Origin of the sequence: Paenirhodobacter enshiensis (assembly GCF_000740785.1) — a bacterium.
Taxonomy (GTDB): Bacteria; Pseudomonadota; Alphaproteobacteria; order Rhodobacterales; family Rhodobacteraceae; genus Rhodobacter; species Rhodobacter enshiensis.
Genome location: NZ_JFZB01000014.1, coordinates 53,709 through 70,628, shown reverse-complemented (window position 1 = coordinate 70,628; position 16,920 = coordinate 53,709). Strand labels below are relative to the sequence as shown.

Annotated in this window: 16 protein-coding genes; 14 read left to right on the top strand and 2 right to left on the bottom strand. The window is 68.0% G+C overall.

Features of this window, described 5'->3' with window-relative positions; genetic code table 11:
* The first annotated feature begins 130 nt into the window (after positions 1 to 130).
* From CG50_RS09035 to CG50_RS08995, 9 genes are all read left to right on the top strand, one after another.
* Positions 131 to 1,708: a DUF4118 domain-containing protein gene (locus CG50_RS09035; protein WP_051909783.1), complete on the top strand. Its 1,578-nt coding sequence runs from the start codon at positions 131 to 133 to the stop codon at positions 1,706 to 1,708.
* A complete protein-coding gene (locus CG50_RS09030) occupies positions 1,705 to 2,433 on the top strand; it encodes a response regulator transcription factor (RefSeq protein WP_051909781.1) in 729 nt (242 codons plus the stop codon). The genes CG50_RS09035 and CG50_RS09030 overlap by 4 nt, the downstream gene beginning before the upstream one ends.
* Positions 2,434 to 2,683: 250 nt before the next feature.
* Entirely contained in the window at positions 2,684 to 3,649 is a 966-nt protein-coding gene (locus tag CG50_RS09025; RefSeq protein ID WP_036637324.1) for an aliphatic sulfonate ABC transporter substrate-binding protein, read from the top strand.
* Positions 3,650 to 3,660: 11 nt separating this feature from the next.
* Positions 3,661 to 4,521 (top strand): ABC transporter permease subunit, encoded by an 861-nt coding sequence (locus CG50_RS09020; RefSeq protein WP_081880360.1) that lies wholly within the window; start codon positions 3,661 to 3,663, stop codon positions 4,519 to 4,521.
* A complete protein-coding gene (locus CG50_RS09015; RefSeq protein WP_036637322.1) occupies positions 4,521 to 5,276 on the top strand; it encodes an ATP-binding cassette domain-containing protein in 756 nt (251 codons plus the stop codon). The genes CG50_RS09020 and CG50_RS09015 overlap by 1 nt, the downstream gene beginning before the upstream one ends.
* Positions 5,277 to 5,345: 69 nt before the next feature.
* Positions 5,346 to 6,515 carry an FMNH2-dependent alkanesulfonate monooxygenase gene (ssuD, locus tag CG50_RS09010; RefSeq protein ID WP_036637320.1) on the top strand — a complete coding sequence of 390 codons (1,170 nt, stop codon included), beginning with the start codon at positions 5,346 to 5,348 and terminating at the stop codon, positions 6,513 to 6,515.
* Positions 6,516 to 6,921: 406 nt separating this feature from the next.
* The gene (locus CG50_RS09005) at positions 6,922 to 8,313 is read left to right on the top strand and encodes an NAD-dependent succinate-semialdehyde dehydrogenase (RefSeq protein ID WP_036637318.1); all 1,392 of its coding nucleotides are present in this window, start codon (positions 6,922 to 6,924) and stop codon (positions 8,311 to 8,313) included.
* Positions 8,314 to 8,648: 335 nt separating this feature from the next.
* Positions 8,649 to 10,178, top strand: coding sequence for an aldehyde dehydrogenase (adh, locus tag CG50_RS09000; RefSeq protein WP_051909780.1), 1,530 nt, complete (start codon positions 8,649 to 8,651; stop codon positions 10,176 to 10,178).
* 209 nt (positions 10,179 to 10,387) lie between these two features.
* Entirely contained in the window at positions 10,388 to 10,756 is a 369-nt protein-coding gene (locus tag CG50_RS08995) for a DUF779 domain-containing protein (protein ID WP_051909778.1), read from the top strand.
* Positions 10,757 to 10,765: 9 nt separating this feature from the next.
* On the opposite strand, the gene CG50_RS08990 is transcribed toward CG50_RS08995, so the two are convergent.
* Both CG50_RS08990 and miaA read right to left on the bottom strand, forming a co-directional pair.
* Complete coding sequence (locus CG50_RS08990; RefSeq protein ID WP_245615655.1) at positions 10,766 to 11,527, bottom strand: helix-turn-helix domain-containing protein; 762 nt, start codon at positions 11,525 to 11,527, stop codon at positions 10,766 to 10,768.
* A gap of 194 nt (positions 11,528 to 11,721) precedes the next feature.
* Positions 11,722 to 12,612 (bottom strand): tRNA (adenosine(37)-N6)-dimethylallyltransferase MiaA, encoded by an 891-nt coding sequence (miaA, locus tag CG50_RS08985; protein ID WP_036637316.1) that lies wholly within the window; start codon positions 12,610 to 12,612, stop codon positions 11,722 to 11,724.
* A gap of 90 nt (positions 12,613 to 12,702) precedes the next feature.
* Between miaA and pyrH the strand changes: the two genes are divergently transcribed.
* The 5 genes from pyrH (at position 12,703) to dxr (ending at position 16,919) form a co-directional block, all read left to right on the top strand.
* The gene (gene pyrH / locus CG50_RS08980) at positions 12,703 to 13,434 is read left to right on the top strand and encodes a UMP kinase (RefSeq protein ID WP_036637314.1); all 732 of its coding nucleotides are present in this window, start codon (positions 12,703 to 12,705) and stop codon (positions 13,432 to 13,434) included.
* Positions 13,435 to 13,553: 119 nt separating this feature from the next.
* Positions 13,554 to 14,117: a ribosome recycling factor gene (gene frr / locus CG50_RS08975; protein WP_036637312.1), complete on the top strand. Its 564-nt coding sequence runs from the start codon at positions 13,554 to 13,556 to the stop codon at positions 14,115 to 14,117.
* 24 nt (positions 14,118 to 14,141) lie between these two features.
* Positions 14,142 to 14,885, top strand: coding sequence for a polyprenyl diphosphate synthase (uppS, locus tag CG50_RS08970; RefSeq protein WP_036637310.1), 744 nt, complete (start codon positions 14,142 to 14,144; stop codon positions 14,883 to 14,885).
* Complete coding sequence (locus tag CG50_RS08965; protein ID WP_036637308.1) at positions 14,882 to 15,694, top strand: phosphatidate cytidylyltransferase; 813 nt, start codon at positions 14,882 to 14,884, stop codon at positions 15,692 to 15,694. The genes uppS and CG50_RS08965 overlap by 4 nt, the downstream gene beginning before the upstream one ends.
* Position 15,695: 1 nt before the next feature.
* Positions 15,696 to 16,919, top strand: coding sequence for a 1-deoxy-D-xylulose-5-phosphate reductoisomerase (gene dxr, locus CG50_RS08960; RefSeq protein ID WP_051909776.1), 1,224 nt, complete (start codon positions 15,696 to 15,698; stop codon positions 16,917 to 16,919).
* Position 16,920 lies beyond the last annotated feature (1 nt).

Genomic DNA, 16,920 nt, shown 5'->3' with positions numbered 1-16,920 from the left:
ACCCGGGCGCGGATGCCCGTCGCGCCAATCTGGCGAGGGTCGCATAAAGAAGCGATACGGAACTGCGCCGTCCGCATCAGGACGGCATAAAGATCATGGACATTCGGGCGAAAACTGCTTTCCTCAGGGCATGGAAACGGTTCGCTCGCCCTATCATCTGCCGCCGCGTGCGCGCTTTCCGATGCCCTGGCCGGGCATCGGCCAGCTGGTGGCGGCGGTGCTGGTGCTGGGGATGGCGACGCTGATCGCGGGATCGGCCGGCGGGCAGATCGGGCCGGCGGTGATCCCTCTGATCCTGCTGACCTCGGTGCTGGTCAATGCCGCGGCTTTCGGGTTCTGGACCGGCGTTCTCAGTGCGCTTGGCGCGTTTTTCCTGTTCAGCTTCTTCTTCATCGAGCCGCGGCACAGCTTTTTCACCTCGCGCCCGCAGGATCTGCTGATGCTTGCGGTGATGCTGGTCTGTGCCGGGCTGAGCGGGCTGATGGCGGGGCGGATGCGCGAACAGGTCGAGGCTGCCGAGGGGCGCGCCGACGTTCTCGAGGTGCTGTCGGCTGCGACCTTCGATCTCAGCTCTGCGACGGACGAGGCGACGGTGCTCGCCCGCGCGGCGGCGCATGTGGCGCGGCTGACGCTCGGTCCGGCGGTGATCTTGCGTGCCGTGCCGGAAAGGACGGGGCGCACGCGGTCCGGGCCGGAGGGAACGGCAGTCGTCGTGGCCGTGCCGGCCGCGTTCCGCCCCGGCGCGATGGAGCTTCAGGCCGCCGATCAGGCGCTCACGCGCGGGACGACCGAATTCGCCAGCAGCGATGACCGGAACGGGTCGGGGCTGACATTTCTGCCTTTCGGCCCCGGCCCCGGCCGGGGCGCGGCGCTGACGATAGGGCATCGTCCGCTGGCCGCGGCGCGCCGTGACACGCCCGACCGCGAGCAGGCGGTGCGCGATATCCTGCATCAGGCGGGGACTGCGCTCGAACGTCTGGCGCTCGCGCGCAAGGCCGAGGCCGAGCGCATCGCGGGCGAGCGCCAGATGCTGCGCTCGACGCTGCTCGCCTCGCTGTCGCACGATCTGCGCACCCCCATCGCGACGATCCTCGGCTCGCTCTCCACGCTGCGCGAGTTCCGCCGCAACCTCTCGGCCGATGCCCAGCTCGATCTGCTGGCCGCCGCCGAGGAAGAGGCTGAGCGGCTGAAGACCTATGTCGAGCGGCTGTTGCAGATCACCCGGCTGATGAATGGCGGCACCGTCACGCTTCACCGCGTGGCGCCGGCCGACTGCGCGCGCGCGGCCGTGGCCCGGGCGCGGCGGGCCTTTCCGGGCCGGACGCTCAGCGCGGATATCGCCGATCTGCCGCTGGTCGAGGCCGATGCCAGCCTGATCGAGCAGGCGGTGTTCGGCCTGACCGAGAATGCGTTGCGCTACACCCCGGGCGCGGTCTCCATCGCCGCCGGGCTGCGTCCGGGCGCGGTGGAAATCACCGTGTCTGACGAGGGGCCGGGGCTCTCGGCCGAGATCCGCGCCTGGCTCGCGACGCCCGATCTGTTGCGTCCGGGCGAGGGCAGCGGCCTCGGCCTGCCGATCGCCAAGGGCATCGCACGCACGCTCGGCGGCCGGATCGAGGCTGCGGCCGGGCGCGCCGCGATCAGTCTGGTCCTGCCGCTGCCCGCGGGGACCGATCCTTCCGCGCCGAAGACGAAGACCGCCTCATGACGACTGCCCAATCCACGCCTGCGCAATCCTCCCGCGCCAGAATCCTGATTGTCGACGACGAACCGCAGATCCGCCGCTTTCTCACCCATGCCTTCGAGGCGGCGGGCTATGAGCCGCTTCATGCCGGTTCCGGTGCCGAGGCGCTGGCGCAATGTGCCGCTCAGGCGCCCGATCTGGTGATCCTCGACCTCGGGTTGCCCGACATGGACGGCAAGGCGGTTCTCGAGGCGCTGCACCGCGACGGCGATGTGCCGGTCATCGTGCTGTCGGCGCGCGACAGCGAGATGGAGAAGATCATGGCGCTCGACCTCGGGGCGAGCGATTTCGTCACCAAGCCCTTCGGCATCGGCGAGCTTCTGGCGCGGATCCGGGCGAGCCTGCGTCATCGCGCCGAACCCGCTGCGGCGGAGGGGACCTTGCCGGGCGCGATCGTGCGCGGCGCGCTGCGGATTTCGGTTGCGCTGCGCACGGTCGAATACGGTGGTACTGCGCTGCATCTGACGCCCAAGGAATATGAACTTCTGGTGGTCCTGGTGCAGAACTCCGACCGGGTGATGACGCATGGCCAGTTGCTGGCGCAGGTCTGGGGGCCGGCCCATGCGGGCGACGTCACCTATCTGCGGGTGTTCATCGGTCAGCTGCGTCAGAAGCTTGCCGCAGCCGGCGCCACGGCAGACCATATCCACACCGAACTCGGCATCGGCTATCGCTGGAAGGACAGCTGAGTGCCGGGGACGGAGAACCGCGTTCTCCGCCCCCTCGGCAGGCAGAGAACGGCCCGGTCTGAATTCCGGTTCGGAGAGAAGACGATCCTCCATCGTCCGGGTGAGATTTATGTAATATATTGTAAATAAATAAAAATATCAGAAGACCTGGAGCGTCTTCGTTAAAAACACGACAATAACGACCTGTTGACTCGTGATAGTTATGAGGTGTCCAATCGGCCTCGCAACAGACACAGTTTCCGAGGTTTCCATGACCCAGATTTCCAGACGCCGCTTCGCCGTGACGAGCCTTGTCGCGATGGGATGCGTTGCGGGGGCGGGAACGCTGCCGCTGCGCGCTGCCCCGGTGAAAACCCTCAAGGTCGGGTTCCAGAAGGCCGGTCTGCCGGTCGTCGCGCAGCGCCTCGGCACGGTCGAGACTGCGCTGCGCCCGCTCGGTATCTCGGTCGAATGGGTGGAGTTTCCGGCCGGCCCGCCGCTGGTCGAGGCGCTGAACACCGGCGCGATTCACCTCGGCTGGACCGGGGATGCGCCGCCGATCTTCGGGCAGGCGGCGGGGGCGGCGATCTCCTATGTCGCGGCGCTGCCGTCGAACGGGCAGGGCGAGGCGATCTTCGCCAAGCCGGGATCGGGGATCGCGAAGGTCGCCGATCTGAAGGGCCGCCGCGTCGCGGTGACCAAGGGCAGCAGCGCGCACAATCTGGTGGTCGCAGCGCTCGAGGCGAACGGGCTGAGCTATGCCGACATCGAGCCGGTCTATCTGTCGCCTGCCGATGCCGGCGCGGCCTTCGCGGCCGACAAGGTCGACGCCTGGGCAGTGTGGGATCCGTTCTTCGCCATCGCCGAGCTGCGCTACAAGCCGGTCATCCTGGCGCGGACCGCGGATGTGCTGAAGGTGAACACCTATTTCCTCGCCCATCGCGATTTCCCGGTGGAGAATGCCGAGGCGGTGCAAAAGACCCTCGCGGCGCTGCGCGAAGCCGCGGACTGGGCGGCGGCGCATCGCGGCGAGGTGGCTCAGGCGCTGCATGAGGTGACGGGCGTGCCGCTCGACGCCGAGAAGCTGGTGGCGGAGCGGCTGGATTTCGGGATCTTCCCGCTGTCGCCCGAGATCGTCGCCGGTCAGCAGGCCACCGCGGACCGGTTCTTCCGCCTCGGTCTGATCCCGCGTCAGATCGCCGTCGCCGAGGCCGTCTGGCCCGGCTTCCAGAGCTGAGGGGGCGCGAGATGACCGTGGTTTCGACGGAGCCCGAAGCGGCCGTCGCCGTCCCGGCGGAGCGGCCGCGCCTGCGGCTCTCGCCCGGGGCGGGGCGCGGCCTTCTGGGCTGGGCGCTGCCGGCGGTGACGCTGCTGGCGTGGGAAGGGCTCGCGCGCGCGGGGGCGATCTCGGCGAATGTGCTGCCCGCGCCCTCGGCGGTTCTGGCCGCGGGATGGGAGCTTGCGTTGTCGGGCGAGCTTGCCCGCCACATCGCGGCCAGCAGCGGGCGGGCTCTTGCGGGTTTCGCCATCGGTGGCGGGGCGGGTTTCGCCTTCGGGCTGGCGAACGGGCTTTCGGCGCGCAGCCGGGCGCTGACCGACACCAGCCTGCAGATGCTGCGCAACATCCCGCATCTGGCGCTGATCCCGCTGGTGATCCTGTGGTTCGGCATCGGCGAGGAGGCGAAGATCTTCCTGGTCGCCCTCGGGGTGTTCTTCCCGATCTACGTCAACACGCTGCTCGGCATTCAGGGCACCGATCCGCAACTGGTCGAGATGGGGCGGATCTACGGCATGGGGCCGCGCGCGCTGTTCGTGCGGGTGATCTTGCCGGGCGCCTTGCCGGCGATCTTCACCGGGCTGCGCTACGGGCTGGGCATCATGTGGCTGACGCTGATCGTGGCCGAGACCATCGCGGCGAAATCCGGCCTCGGTTACATGGCGATGCAGGCGCGCGAGTTCATGCAGCTCGATGTCGTGGTGCTGTCGATCCTGATCTACGCCGCGCTCGGCAAGCTGGCCGACAGTCTGGCGCGCGGTCTCGAAAGCGCAACGCTGAGCTGGCATCCCGCCTTCCAGCGCCCCGCCGCCACCGGACGGAGGGCCCGCTGATGGCGTTCGACAGCTCATCCGCCCCCGCCTTCACGCTGCACGGCGTCCGGCGCAGCTTCGGTGCGAAACGCGTGCTCGACGGCGTCGATCTGAGCGTGCCTCAGGGCCAGTTCCTCGCCATCGTCGGCAAGTCGGGCTGCGGCAAGTCCACGCTGCTGCGCCTGCTCGCCGGGCTCGACCGGCCCGATGCCGGGCGCATCGAGATCGGCCGGTCCGGCGACGGCGCGGGACAGGCCCCCGGCACCCGCATCATGTTCCAGGAGCCGCGCCTGCTGCCCTGGGAGCGGGTCGAGGACAATGTCGCCGTCGGTCTGACCGGCATCGCGACCGGACCCGAGGCACGCGCCCGCGCCCGCGCCTATCTGGCCGAGGTCGGCCTGTCCGACCGCGCCGGCGACTGGCCGGCGGTGCTTTCGGGCGGCCAGCGTCAGCGCGTGGCGCTGGCCCGGGCGCTCGTCGGTCAGCCCGGCATCCTCGCCCTCGACGAGCCGCTCGGCGCGCTTGATGCGCTGACCCGGATCGAGATGCAGCGTCTTCTTGAACGGATCTGGCGCGAGAAGGGGTTCACCGCGGTTCTGGTGACCCATGACGTGGCCGAGGCGGTGGTTCTCGCCGACCGGGTGGTGGTGCTCGAGGAGGGGCGCATCGCGCTCGACCTCGCGATCGACCTGCCGCGTCCGCGCCGGCACGGCTCCGCCGAGGCGGCGGCGCTCGAACAGACGATCCTCGACCGGCTGCTCGGCCGCGACGGCTGAGCCCCGAAGACCCAATTCGCGGCCCCCGGGAACGCCCCGGGGGCGCGCCACGACAGTCAGGGACATATCATGACAAACACCAGCGATCCGCTCGATTTCCTGTGGTTCATCCCGTCCTCGGGCGATGGCCGCTATCTTGGCACCGAACGCCTCGGCCGGCCGGCCGATCCGGCCTATTTCCGTCAGGTCGCGGTCGCGGCCGACCGGCTGGGCTATTCGGGCGTGCTGATCCCGACCGGGGCGGCGTGCGAGGAATCCTTCGTGCTCGCCGGCAATCTCGCCGCGGTGACGGAGCGGCTGCGCTTCCTCGTGGCGATCCGGCCGGGCACCGCCTCGCCCGCCTATTACGCGCGGCTCGCCTCGACGCTCGACCGGGTGTCGGGGGGGCGGCTCCTGCTCAACATCGTGGTCGGCGGATCGAGCCAGGAGCTGGCGGGCGACGGCATCTTCCTGCCCCACGATGCCCGCTACGATCACGCGGCCGAGTTCTTCCAGGTGTTCAACAAGCTGATGGAAACCGGCGAGGCCTCGCTCGACGGCAAATACATCAAGGCGATCGATGCCCGCCTCGGGTTGCCGCCGGTGCAGCAGCCGCGCCCGCCGCTGTATTTCGGCGGCTCCTCCGAGGCCGGCATCGACTTCGCCGCCGACATCGCCGAGAGCTATCTGACCTGGGGCGAGCCGCCCGCGCAGGTCGCCGAGAAGATCGCCCGGGTGCGCGCCGCCACCGCCGCGCGCGGCCGCAAGGTGCGCTTCGGCATCCGGCTGCATTTCATCGTGCGCGAAACCGATGCCGAGGCCTGGAAAGCGGCGGACGAGCTGATCTCGCATCTCTCCGACGAGACCATCGCCGCGGCGCAGGCGGCGCAGAGCGGTCAGTCGGATTCGGTCGGTCAGGCGCGGATGCAGGCGCTGCATCAGGGCCGGCGCGACCGGCTGGAAGTGTCGCCCAACCTCTGGGCCGGGGTCGGGCTGGTGCGCTCGGGGGCGGGGACGGCGCTGGTCGGCTCGCCCGCGACGGTGGCGGCGCGGCTGCGCGAGTATCAGGCGCTCGGCATCGACACGGTGGTTGGGTCGGGCTTCCCGCATCTCGAGGAAGCCTATCGCGTCGCCGAATTGCTGTTCCCCGAACTCGGCATCGCCGCGCCTGAAACCCGGCTGCGCCCGACCTTCGGCGAAAGCTATCTGTTCGGCGGCGGGGGCCATGTCGGCAACGTGCGCGGCGTTTCGGCCTCCTGAGCCCGTCGCCCCTTCCGTGCGCCGGGTCCTTGCCGGCGCACGAGGATCTGTGCACAGCGGAATACAGCTGCTCTCGCACAGGTGACCTCGCTGCCCGGAGCGGCCGGTTTCGGGGCCGGAACGGGCCTTTTCTCCGGTTGTTCCGGGCCGACGATGTCCATGTCATGATATTGATTCAAATATGTTTTATTCGGATACATTTGATGCGCCACGATCTCGTGCATTGTGCGTGTCAACAGCTTGTCGCGGTGCACCAGCGCACAGGCCGATTTCATTCTGGCTGCTGGATTCGCGGGGGATTGTGCTTATCTTCTAATGTGACGAAGCCCGAGAGGATCGCGATCCGAGGATGCTTCGCTCAGGGTGACCGGCGCAATCGCTCCGGTCGACGCAAAGGAGGAACAACATGTCCTACGCAACGATCAATCCCTACACCGGCGAAACCGTCGCGACTTTCCCCGAGGCTACCGATGCCGAAGTGGCGAGTGCGCTCGACCGGGCGGATGCGGCGTTCCATGAATGGCGCAAGACCTCGTTCGCGCATCGTGCGGCGGTGCTGCAAAAGGCCGCTGACCTGCTGCGTCGCGATGCCGATGAACATGCGCGGATCCTGACCCTTGAAATGGGCAAGCTGTTCGCCGAGGCCAAGGCCGAGGTCGAGCTGTCGGCGAAGATCTTCGAATATTACGTCCGCAATGCCGAGAAGCTGCTCGCCCCCGAGAAGCTGCCGGTCCTCGATCCCGAGGAAGGCGAGGCGGTGCTGGTGCACGAGCCGCTCGGCATCCTGCTGGCGATCGAGCCGTGGAACTTCCCCTATTATCAGATCGCGCGGATCCTTGCGCCGCAGCTCTCGGCCGGCAACGTGCTGATCCTGAAACATGCCTCGAACGTGCCGCAGGCGGCCGCGCGCTTCGAGAAGCTGATGGCCGAAGCCGGTCTGCTGGCGGGGGGCTTCACCAACCTCTACGCGACGCGCGATCAGATCAACATGATCATCAACGACCCGCGCGTGCATGGCGTGGCGCTGACCGGCTCCGAAGCGGCGGGTGCCGTCGTCGCGGCCGAGGCGGGCAAGGCGCTGAAGAAATCGACGATGGAACTCGGCGGTGCCGATGCTTTCGTCGTGCTGAAGGATGCCGATCTCGACAAGACCATCGACTGGGCGGTGTTCGGCCGTCACTGGAACGGCGGTCAGGTCTGCGTCTCGTCGAAGCGCATGATCGTGGTCGACGAGGTCTATGACAAGTTCATGGAGGGCTACAAGAAGGGCGTGGCGAAGCTGGTCGCGGGCGATCCGATGGACCCGGCCACCACGCTCGCGCCGCTGTCGTCGCAGAAGGCCGCCGACGATCTGAAGGTGCAGATCGCCGCCGCCATCGCGCACGGTGCGAAGGCCGAGGAAGTCGGTCCCGCCGTGCCGAACAAGGGCGCCTTCGTGCAGCCGACGATCCTGACCGGCATGGACGGCGACAACCCCGCCCGGCTTTGGGAATTCTTCGGCCCGGTGTCGATGATCTTCCGTGCCCGGGACGAGGCCGACGCGATCCGCATCGCCAATGACACGCCCTTCGGGCTGGGCGGCTCGGTCTTCACCAAGGACGAGAAGCGCGGTTTCGAAGTCGCCAGCCAGATCGCTACGGGCATGGTCTTCGTCAACCACCCGACCAAGGTCGAGGCGGATCTGCCCTTCGGCGGGATCAAGCGCTCGGGCTACGGGCGCGAGCTTCTCGGCCTCGGGCTGAAGGAATTCGTCAACCACAAGCTGATCGACGTGGTGAAGATCGACGCCCATTTCTGAGCCCTTCCAGGCACAGAAACAGCACGCAAGCCATGGCCGGCCCCGAAACGGGGCCGGCCGTTTCATGTCCCATGCCTGGCCAGAGTGCGGCGCGGGATGCAGGCTCTTTCTCAATTTCATTAATAAACAATCACTTGTGGAAAATTCGCCTGGCCTTGTCTGGCCCACCCGCGCTGCACTTCCATCATTGCATACCGGATATGCGTTTTTTCGCGAGGGACTGTCTCAGTTCCGGGACGGCGGGCTGCAGAAGCGTTGCCGGAGGGATCCGAAGCAGGCATTCTTTCCTCAGTCGCGGGCCGGGGAGGGCCCGCCCCAGAGGAGGAGAAAGACCCATGGCCACGGATATGTCTGCCCAGTTTCAGGGCGTGATGGTATCGCCTTTCAGGGCGCGCTACGACAACTTCATCAACGGCACCTTCAAGGCGCCGAACGCAGGGCGCTATTTCGACAACATCACGCCGCTCACCGGCGCGAAGATCTGCGAATGCGCCCGCTCGGACGAGAGCGACGTGAATGACGCGCTCGACGCCGCCCATGCCGCGAAAGAGCTGTGGGGCCACAAGATGTCCCCGGCCGAGCGCGCGGGCGCGCTGCTGCGCATCGCCGACCGGATGGAGGCGAATGCCGAGCTTCTCGCCACCTGCGAGACCTGGGACAACGGCAAGCCGATCCGCGAGACCCGCGCCGCCGACGTGCCGCTCGCCATCGACCACTTCCGCTATTTCGCGGGCGTGCTGCGGGCGCAGGAAGGCACGATGTCGGAAATCGACGCCGATACCGTCGCCTATCACTTCCACGAGCCCCTCGGCGTCGTCGGCCAGATTATCCCGTGGAACTTCCCGCTGCTGATGGCGGCATGGAAGCTCGCTCCGGCGCTTGCGGCGGGCAACTGCGTGGTGCTCAAACCGGCCGAGCAGACCCCGGCCACCATCCTCGTCTTCGCCGAGCTGATCGCCGATCTGCTGCCGCCCGGTGTGCTCAACATCGTCAACGGTTTCGGCCTCGAGGCGGGCAAGCCGCTCGCCAGCTCGAAGCGGATCGCCAAGATCGCCTTCACCGGCGAGACGACGACGGGCCGCCTGATCATGCAATACGCCTCGCAGAACCTGATCCCGGTGACGCTCGAACTCGGCGGCAAGTCGCCCAACATCTTCTTCTCGGATGTCGCGCGCGAGGATGACGCCTTCTTCGACAAGGCGATCGAGGGCTTCGTGATGTTCGCGCTGAACCAGGGCGAAGTCTGCACCTGCCCGTCGCGCGCCCTGATCCAGGAAGACATCTATGACAAGTTCATGGAGAAGGCGATCGCGCGCACCAAGGCCATCGTGCAGGGCGACCCGCGCGATGCGGCGACGATGATCGGCGCGCAGGCCTCGGAAGAGCAGAAGAACAAGATCCTCAGCTATTTCGACATCGGCCGGGCGGAGGGAGCCGAGGTGCTCACCGGCGGGTCGGCGGCCGCGCTCTCGGGCGATCTGGCGGGCGGCTACTACATTCAGCCGACGATCCTGCGCGGTCACAACAAGATGCGGGTGTTCCAGGAGGAAATCTTCGGGCCGGTCGTGTCGGTGACCACCTTCAAGACCCAGGAAGACGCGCTCGAGATCGCCAATGACACGCTGTTCGGCCTCGGCGCCGGCGTGTGGTCGCGCGATGCGAACACCTGCTACCGCTTCGGGCGCGGCATCCAGGCCGGGCGTGTGTGGGTGAACAACTACCACGCCTATCCGGCCCATGCGGCCTTCGGCGGCTACAAGCAGTCGGGCATCGGTCGCGAGACCCACAAGATGATGCTCGACCACTATCAGCAGACCAAGAACATGCTGGTCAGCTACAACCCGAACAAGCTCGGCTTCTTCTGAGGCGGGCGCGAACGGACGGCACCGGGGCGGGGCTTCGCCCGGGGTGCCGGATCGGACGGGCAGGATCGACGGGCGCATCGTTCGCGGCGCGAACGCTGATCCTCCCCCGATCCCGAGGTCCGGCCCGGACGGGCGGCGCGCCCCCCGCGCCGCCCGTTTTCGGCGTATGGCGCATGGGCTTTTCATCCCCGGCGCCGGAAAGGCGGATCATGAGCGAGAGTGACACGACAGCGGTCCCCGAAGCCGTCCCGGCGCTGGAGGCGACGGATGCCGCGCGCGCCTTGCTGGCCGCGATCGTGGCGGACCACGGGCCGGTGCTGCTGATCCTGTCGGGCGGATGCTGCGACGGGACGGCGCCGATGTGCTACCCGGAAGGAGAGTTTCTGTTGGCACCGGACGATCTGCGCATCGGTGCGGTCGACGGTGCGGCGGTCTATCTTCCGGCGGGGCTTGCGCCGCTGTGGCAGGGCGGGCTGACCCTCGATGCGGTGCCCGGGCGGGGCGGCGGGGTGTTCAGCCTCGACAACGGGCGTGAGGCGCATTTCGTCGCCCGCTCCGCGGTGTGTCTGAAACCCTGATCTCCGGTTTCAGCCTGCGCGGCGGAAATCCGACGGGGTTTTCCCGGTTGCGGCATGGAAGGCGCGGGTGAAATAGGCGGCAGAGCTGAACCCGAGCCCGGCCGCGATCTCCTGCACCGGGGTGGCGGTTTCGCTCAGCAGCCGGCGGGCCTCGTAGAGGCGGCGGTCGTGCAGCATCTCCAGCGCGGCACGCCCCGAGGTGGCCCGGCACGAACGCGTCAGATGCGTCGCCGTCACCCCGAGTTTTGCCGCGTAGTCGCCGACCCCCTGGCCGGTGCGGAAATCGCGTTCGAGAAGCGCCGAGTAGCGCGCAACCAGCCGCCGTGCGGCATCGTTCGCCTCGACCTCGTTCGGCTGCACCGCGGCCTGACGTTCCAGCCACACACCGATCAGTCCGAGCTGAAACCGCGCCGCGCGTGCGGCACCGGGCCGTCCGCCGTCCAGCTCGCGCGAGGCGGCCTCGATCAGTGCCGACAGCTCGACCTGGGGGGCGGCGTCACGCACCCGCAGGTGCAGCGCCTTTCCGGGCAGGGGGTCGGGTAAGTTGAATCCGAAAAATACCGCAAAGCCAATTGTTTGCGGGGCGATCTCGAAGCCGTGGATGACGCCTGCGGGCACGAAGATCGCGTTGTGCGGCCCGTAGCCGCGGGTTACCCCGTCCAGCGTCACCCGGCCCTGTCCGCGGGTGAACCACAACAGGCAGGCTTCTGGCAGGGCGCGCAGCGCCTCGACCCGCCAGCGCCCGCCCTGGGCCAGCCGGGCGATCGGCACGACGCGCTGTTCCCGAGGCGCCGGAGCGTCGGGCTGGATCGGGGCAGAGTGGGCGCAGGCTGGGGGCACGACGGGGCCATGAACAGGAGGGGAGCGAAAAGAATGCTCGCCCGAAGATAGAAGGGCCGGGCGCGGCTTCCAATCGGAATTTGCGTGGGCGGAATGCGCGCAAAGGAGTCGGGATTGCCGGGGCCTCAGGGCCGGGGCAGGTGGTTCCAGTCGCGCATCCGGGCGCGAAACCAGGTGCGCTGGCGTTTGGCATATTGGCGCGAGGCGGCCTGCGCGCGGGCGATGGCGCATTCAAGACCGATGTCGCCTTGCAGATACGCCATCAGCTCGGGCGCGCCGATGGCTTTCGCCCAGGGGGCGGCGGGCTGCCAGAAAGGCGCCACGGCGCGCACCTCGTCGAGCGCGCCTTGCTCCATCATGATCCGGAACCGGCGGTCGATGCGGCTGGCCAGCCAGTCGCGGTCGGCGTCGAGGACCAGCGCCTCGGCCTCGCTCAGGGCCAGAAGCGGCGCGGGCGTCGCGTCCTGCCAGCTTGCGAGGCCGCGCCCGGTGGCGCGCATCACCTCCCAGGCGCGCTGGATCCGGACCGGGTTCCGGATGTCGATGCGGGCCCGCGTCGCGGCGTCGATCTCGGCCAGCAGCGCCGCCGGGCCTTCGGCCTGCATCCGGGCGTCCGCCTCGGCGCGGACCCCGGCCGGGGTCGGCGGGATCTCGGCCAGTCCCGCAGTCAGCGCGGTGAAGTAAAGCCCGGTGCCCCCGACGAAGATCGGCCGCTCGCCGGTGCCTGATTTCCACGCGCTCAGGATCTCGCCCGCCTCGCGCAGCCAGTGCCCGACGGAGTATTCCTCGCCCGGTGCGCGGTGCCCGTAAAGCAGATGCGGCGCGGCGGCTTCGTCCTCGGGGGTGGGGCGGGCCGACAGCAGCCGCCAGCACGACCAGACCTGCAAGGCATCGGCATTCACCACCACGCCGCCTTGCGCGCGCGCGATTTCCAGCGCCAGCGCCGACTTGCCCGAGGCGGTCGCGCCCGCGATCAGCACCGGGCGGTCGGGGGATATCCGCGCAAAGTTGTCCATGCCGCCCATCCGGTGCAAGGCCGAGGTTGATTCCGGCGGCCATTTGCGACATTTGTCGCCGAAATGACAACCGCAAATGGGAATCCCGGGATGACTGCAGTGGCCGAGCCGACTGTGAAATACAAACGTGTGCTTCTGAAGATCTCGGGCGAGGCACTGATGGGCGATCAGGGCTACGGGCTGCATCCGCCGACCGTCGCGCGCATCGCCCGCGAGGTGAAGTCGGTCCATGAACTCGGCGTCGAGATTTGCATGGTGATCGGAGGCGGCAACATCTTCCGCGGCCTCGCCGGCGCCGCTCAGGGGATGGAGCGCACCACCGCCGATTACATGGGAATGCTGGCGACGGTGATGAACGCCCTCGGGATGCAGGCGCAGCTCGAGGCGCTCGGGCTGCATACGCGGGTGATCTCGGCCATTCCGATGGATCAGGTCTGCGAGCCCTACATCCGCCGCCGCGCCGTGCGCCATCTGGAGAAGAAGCGGATCTGCATCTTCGCCGCCGGCACCGGCAACCCGTATTTCACCACCGATACCGCGGCGACGCTGCGCGCCAACGAGATGAACTGCGAGGCGATCTTCAAGGGCACGAAGGTCGACGGCGTCTACGACAAGGATCCGAAGAAGTTTTCGGATGCGAAGCGCTACGGCGAAGTCAGCTATGACGAGTGCCTTCAGAAGAACCTCGGCGTGATGGATGCCTCGGCGATCGCGCTCGCACGTGACAACAACCTGCCGATCATCGTGTTCTCGCTCGACGAGCCGGGCGGGTTCCGCGGCATTCTGGCCGGGCAGGGCACTTACACCACCGTCCACGCCTGAGCCGGTTTCCCCCTCAATCGGCGGCGGAGTGCCTGTGCGCACCCCGCCGCCCCTGCTTTGCCCTATGCTTCCCATGCAAGAGCGGCTAAAAGAACACCGACACCAAGGAGCCCTGACCGATGGCCGACGAATTCGAAATCGATACCGATGATCTGCAGCGCCGCATGGATGGCGCGATGGCCTCGCTCAAGACGGAGTTCGCCTCGCTGCGCACCGGGCGCGCCTCGGCCTCCATTCTGGAGCCGGTGATGGTCGACGCCTACGGTTCGATGACCCCGATCAACCAGGTCGGCACCGTCAACGTCCCCGAGCCGCGTATGGTCACCATCAACGTCTGGGACAAGGGGCTGGTGAACAAGGTCGAGAAGGCGATCCGCGAGTCGGGCCTCGGCATCAATCCGCAGACCAACGGCACCATCATCATGCTGCCGATCCCCGAGCTGAACGAGGAGCGCCGCCGCGAGCTGACCAAGGTCGCCGCGCAATATGCCGAGAGCACCCGCGTCGCGATCCGCAACGTGCGCCGCGACGGCATGGACCAGGTGAAGAAGGCGAAAGCCGCCGGCATGTCCGAGGATGACGTGAAGTTCTGGGAAGGCGAGGTCGATGACCTCACCAAGAAGAACATCGCGCTCGTCGACAAGGCGCTCGAGCACAAGCAGGCGGAGATCATGCAGGTCTGAGAGGACCGGCAGAAAGTGACCCAGATGGCCGCCACCGAGATTTCTCCCGCGCCTGCCGACGTCGATTATGGCGTCGGACATGTCGCGATCATCATGGACGGAAACGGCCGGTGGGCGAAGAACCGCGGCTGGCCGCGTCTCGTCGGTCACCGCAAGGGCGCCGAGCGCGTCAAGCAGATCGTGCGCGCCTGTCCCGACATGGGCGTGAACTGGCTGACCGTCTATGCGTTCTCCACCGAGAACTGGAAACGCTCGACCGAGGAAGTCCTCGGTCTGATGGGCATTTTCGCGCGCTACATCGAGAAGGAAGCCGACGCGCTGTCGGCCGAGGGGGTGCGGTTGCGCTTCATCGGCGCGCGCGGGCGGCTCGACCGGAAGCTGCAGGATCTGATGGCGGGGATCGAGGCGCGCACGGCGGGCAACTGCCGGCTGAACCTGACCGTGGCGATCAACTACGGCGGCCGCGACGAGATCCGCCGCGCCGTGCAGGCGATTGCCGCCGAGGTGGCCGAGGGCCGGCTGAACCCCGATCAGATCGACGATGCGACGATTTCGGCGCATCTCGACACCGCGGACATCCCCGATCCGGATCTGGTGATCCGCACCTCTGGCGAGACGCGGACCTCGAATTTCCTGCCCTGGCAGGCCGCTTATGCGGAATATGAGTTCACCCCCGCGCTCTGGCCCGATTTCACGCCCGAGTTGCTGGCGGGCATCCTGTCGCGCTTCGGTCAGCGCGAGCGGCGCTTTGGCGGGGTCAAGGGATGACGCAGGACGGTTCCGGTCGCTGGGGCGACCTGCGGACCCGTCTTGTCTCGGGGCTGGTGATGCTGGTGCTGGGCGGGGCGGCGGTCTGGCGCGGCGGTTTCGCGATGGAGGCGCTGGCCATCGCGCTGTGCGCTGCCATGATCTGGGAGCTGACGACGCTGTGCGCGCCCGGGCGCGGGCGCCTCGGCTACGAGATCGGCGTGGGGGCGGCGGCGGTCTCCTTGGCGGTGCTGGAGCTGCGCTCGTTGTTTCCGCCCTCGCTCGGGCTGTTGGTGCTTTATCCGGCGGCAGCGGCGTTTCTGGTGACGCGAGACCGGCTGCTGTTCGCGGTCTACGGCTTCGCAATCCTGCTGACGGGTTATGGATTCGTCGCGCTGCGCGAAGGCTATGGCGCGGGCGAAGGGCTGTGGATCATCGTCTGGATCCTGGCCGTGGTCGGCGTATCGGATGTGGCGGGCTATTTCGCCGGGCGCACGCTTGGCGGGCCGAAGTTCTGGCCCGCGCTCAGCCCGAAGAAAACCTGGTCGGGCACCGTCGCGGGCTGGATCGGCGCGGTGATCGTGGGGCTGTGCCTCGTCGCGGCGGGCTCGGGCTGGGGAATCGTTCTGCTGTCCCCGCTGGTCGCCTTTGCCGGCCAGATGGGTGACATCGCGGAAAGCTGGATCAAGCGGCGCGCAGGCGTCAAGGACAGCTCGGGCCTGATCCCGGGCCATGGCGGGGCGCTCGACCGGTTCGACGCGCTGATCGGTGCGATCTTGCTGGTGCTGCTGGTCGTTCAGTTCGGGGCTCTGCCGCAGATCGGAGGCTGAGATGCGCAGGGTATCGGTGTTCGGATCGACCGGCTCCATCGGGGTCAACACGCTTGACTTGCTGGAGCGTCAGGGCGGGGCGGGGGCGTTTCAGGTCGTCGCGCTGACCGGCGGGCGAAACGTGGATCTGCTGGCCTCGCAGGCGCGCGCGCTGCGCGCCGATATTGCGGTGACCGCTTATGAAGAGTGCCTGCCGGCGCTGCGCGCGGCGCTGCATGGCTCCGAGATCGAGGCCGCGGCCGGCCCCGCGGCACTGATCGAGGCGGCGGAACGTCCGGCCGACTGGATCATGAGTGCCATCGTCGGGGCGGCGGCGCTGGCGCCCGGTTATGCTGCGCTGCGCCATGGCACGACGCTCGCGCTTGCCAACAAGGAAAGCATGGTCGCGGCGGGGCCGCTGTTCCTCGAGGCCGCGCGGCGGCACGGGGCGCGCATCCTTCCCGTCGACAGCGAGCATTCCGCGGTGTTCCAGGCGCTTCACGGCGAGGACATGGCCAGCGTCGAGCGCGTCATCATCACCGCTTCGGGTGGCGCCTTTCGTGACTGGCCGATGGAGCGCATCGCACGCGCGACCGTGGCCGAGGCCTCGACCCATCCGAACTGGGCGATGGGGCAGCGTATCACCATCGATTCCGCCTCGATGTTCAACAAGGGGATGGAACTGATCGAGGCGAAGGAGCTGTTCGGCCTGCGTCCCGACCAGATCGAGGCGGTGATCCACCCCGAAAGCGTGATCCATGCGCTGGTGGGCTTCCGCGACGGTGCGCTGATGGCACATATGGGTGTGCCCGATATGCGCCACGCCATCGGCTATGCGCTGAACTGGCCCGAGCGCGCCGAGTTGCCGGTGAAGCGGCTCGATCTTGCCGCGCTCGGCAGCCTCAGCTTCCGCCCGGCCGATCCCGTGCGTTATCCGGCGCTGCGCCTCGCACGCGAGGTGATGGCGACGGGCGGTCTCGCAGGCGCGGTCTACAACGCCGCGAAAGAGGTCGCGCTCGATGGTTTCATCGCCGGCGCCATCGGTTTTCTCGACATGGCGGCGCTGGTCGAACAGGTGCTGTCCGACATGTCCGCCCGTCAGGGGCTGGGCAATCCGGCCACCAGCCTCGATGAGGTTCTCGCCACCGATGCCGAGGCGCGCGCGCTCGGCCGGGCCCGCATCGCCGGCAGACACGGTGCCGGCAGACACGACACCAGCGGCCTTATCCCCCGCGGAAGGATCTGAG

Bases quoted from the DNA above. Each gene is read 5' to 3' on its own strand.
- CG50_RS09020 (WP_081880360.1), top strand. From the start codon at position 3,661: ATGACCGTGGTTTCGACGGAGCCCGAAGCGGCCGTCGCCGTCCCGGCG.
- CG50_RS09015 (WP_036637322.1), top strand. From the start codon at position 4,521: ATGGCGTTCGACAGCTCATCCGCCCCCGCCTTCACGCTGCACGGCGTC.
- dxr (WP_051909776.1), top strand. From the start codon at position 15,696: ATGCGCAGGGTATCGGTGTTCGGATCGACCGGCTCCATCGGGGTCAAC.
- uppS (WP_036637310.1), top strand. From the start codon at position 14,142: ATGGCCGCCACCGAGATTTCTCCCGCGCCTGCCGACGTCGATTATGGC.
- CG50_RS08995 (WP_051909778.1), top strand. From the start codon at position 10,388: ATGAGCGAGAGTGACACGACAGCGGTCCCCGAAGCCGTCCCGGCGCTG.
- CG50_RS09025 (WP_036637324.1), top strand. From the start codon at position 2,684: ATGACCCAGATTTCCAGACGCCGCTTCGCCGTGACGAGCCTTGTCGCG.
- miaA (WP_036637316.1), bottom strand. From the start codon at position 12,612: ATGGACAACTTTGCGCGGATATCCCCCGACCGCCCGGTGCTGATCGCG.
- adh (WP_051909780.1), top strand. From the start codon at position 8,649: ATGGCCACGGATATGTCTGCCCAGTTTCAGGGCGTGATGGTATCGCCT.
- CG50_RS09005 (WP_036637318.1), top strand. From the start codon at position 6,922: ATGTCCTACGCAACGATCAATCCCTACACCGGCGAAACCGTCGCGACT.
- pyrH (WP_036637314.1), top strand. From the start codon at position 12,703: ATGACTGCAGTGGCCGAGCCGACTGTGAAATACAAACGTGTGCTTCTG.
- CG50_RS09030 (WP_051909781.1), top strand. From the start codon at position 1,705: ATGACGACTGCCCAATCCACGCCTGCGCAATCCTCCCGCGCCAGAATC.
- ssuD (WP_036637320.1), top strand. From the start codon at position 5,346: ATGACAAACACCAGCGATCCGCTCGATTTCCTGTGGTTCATCCCGTCC.
- CG50_RS08965 (WP_036637308.1), top strand. From the start codon at position 14,882: ATGACGCAGGACGGTTCCGGTCGCTGGGGCGACCTGCGGACCCGTCTT.
- CG50_RS09035 (WP_051909783.1), top strand. From the start codon at position 131: ATGGAAACGGTTCGCTCGCCCTATCATCTGCCGCCGCGTGCGCGCTTT.
- frr (WP_036637312.1), top strand. From the start codon at position 13,554: ATGGCCGACGAATTCGAAATCGATACCGATGATCTGCAGCGCCGCATG.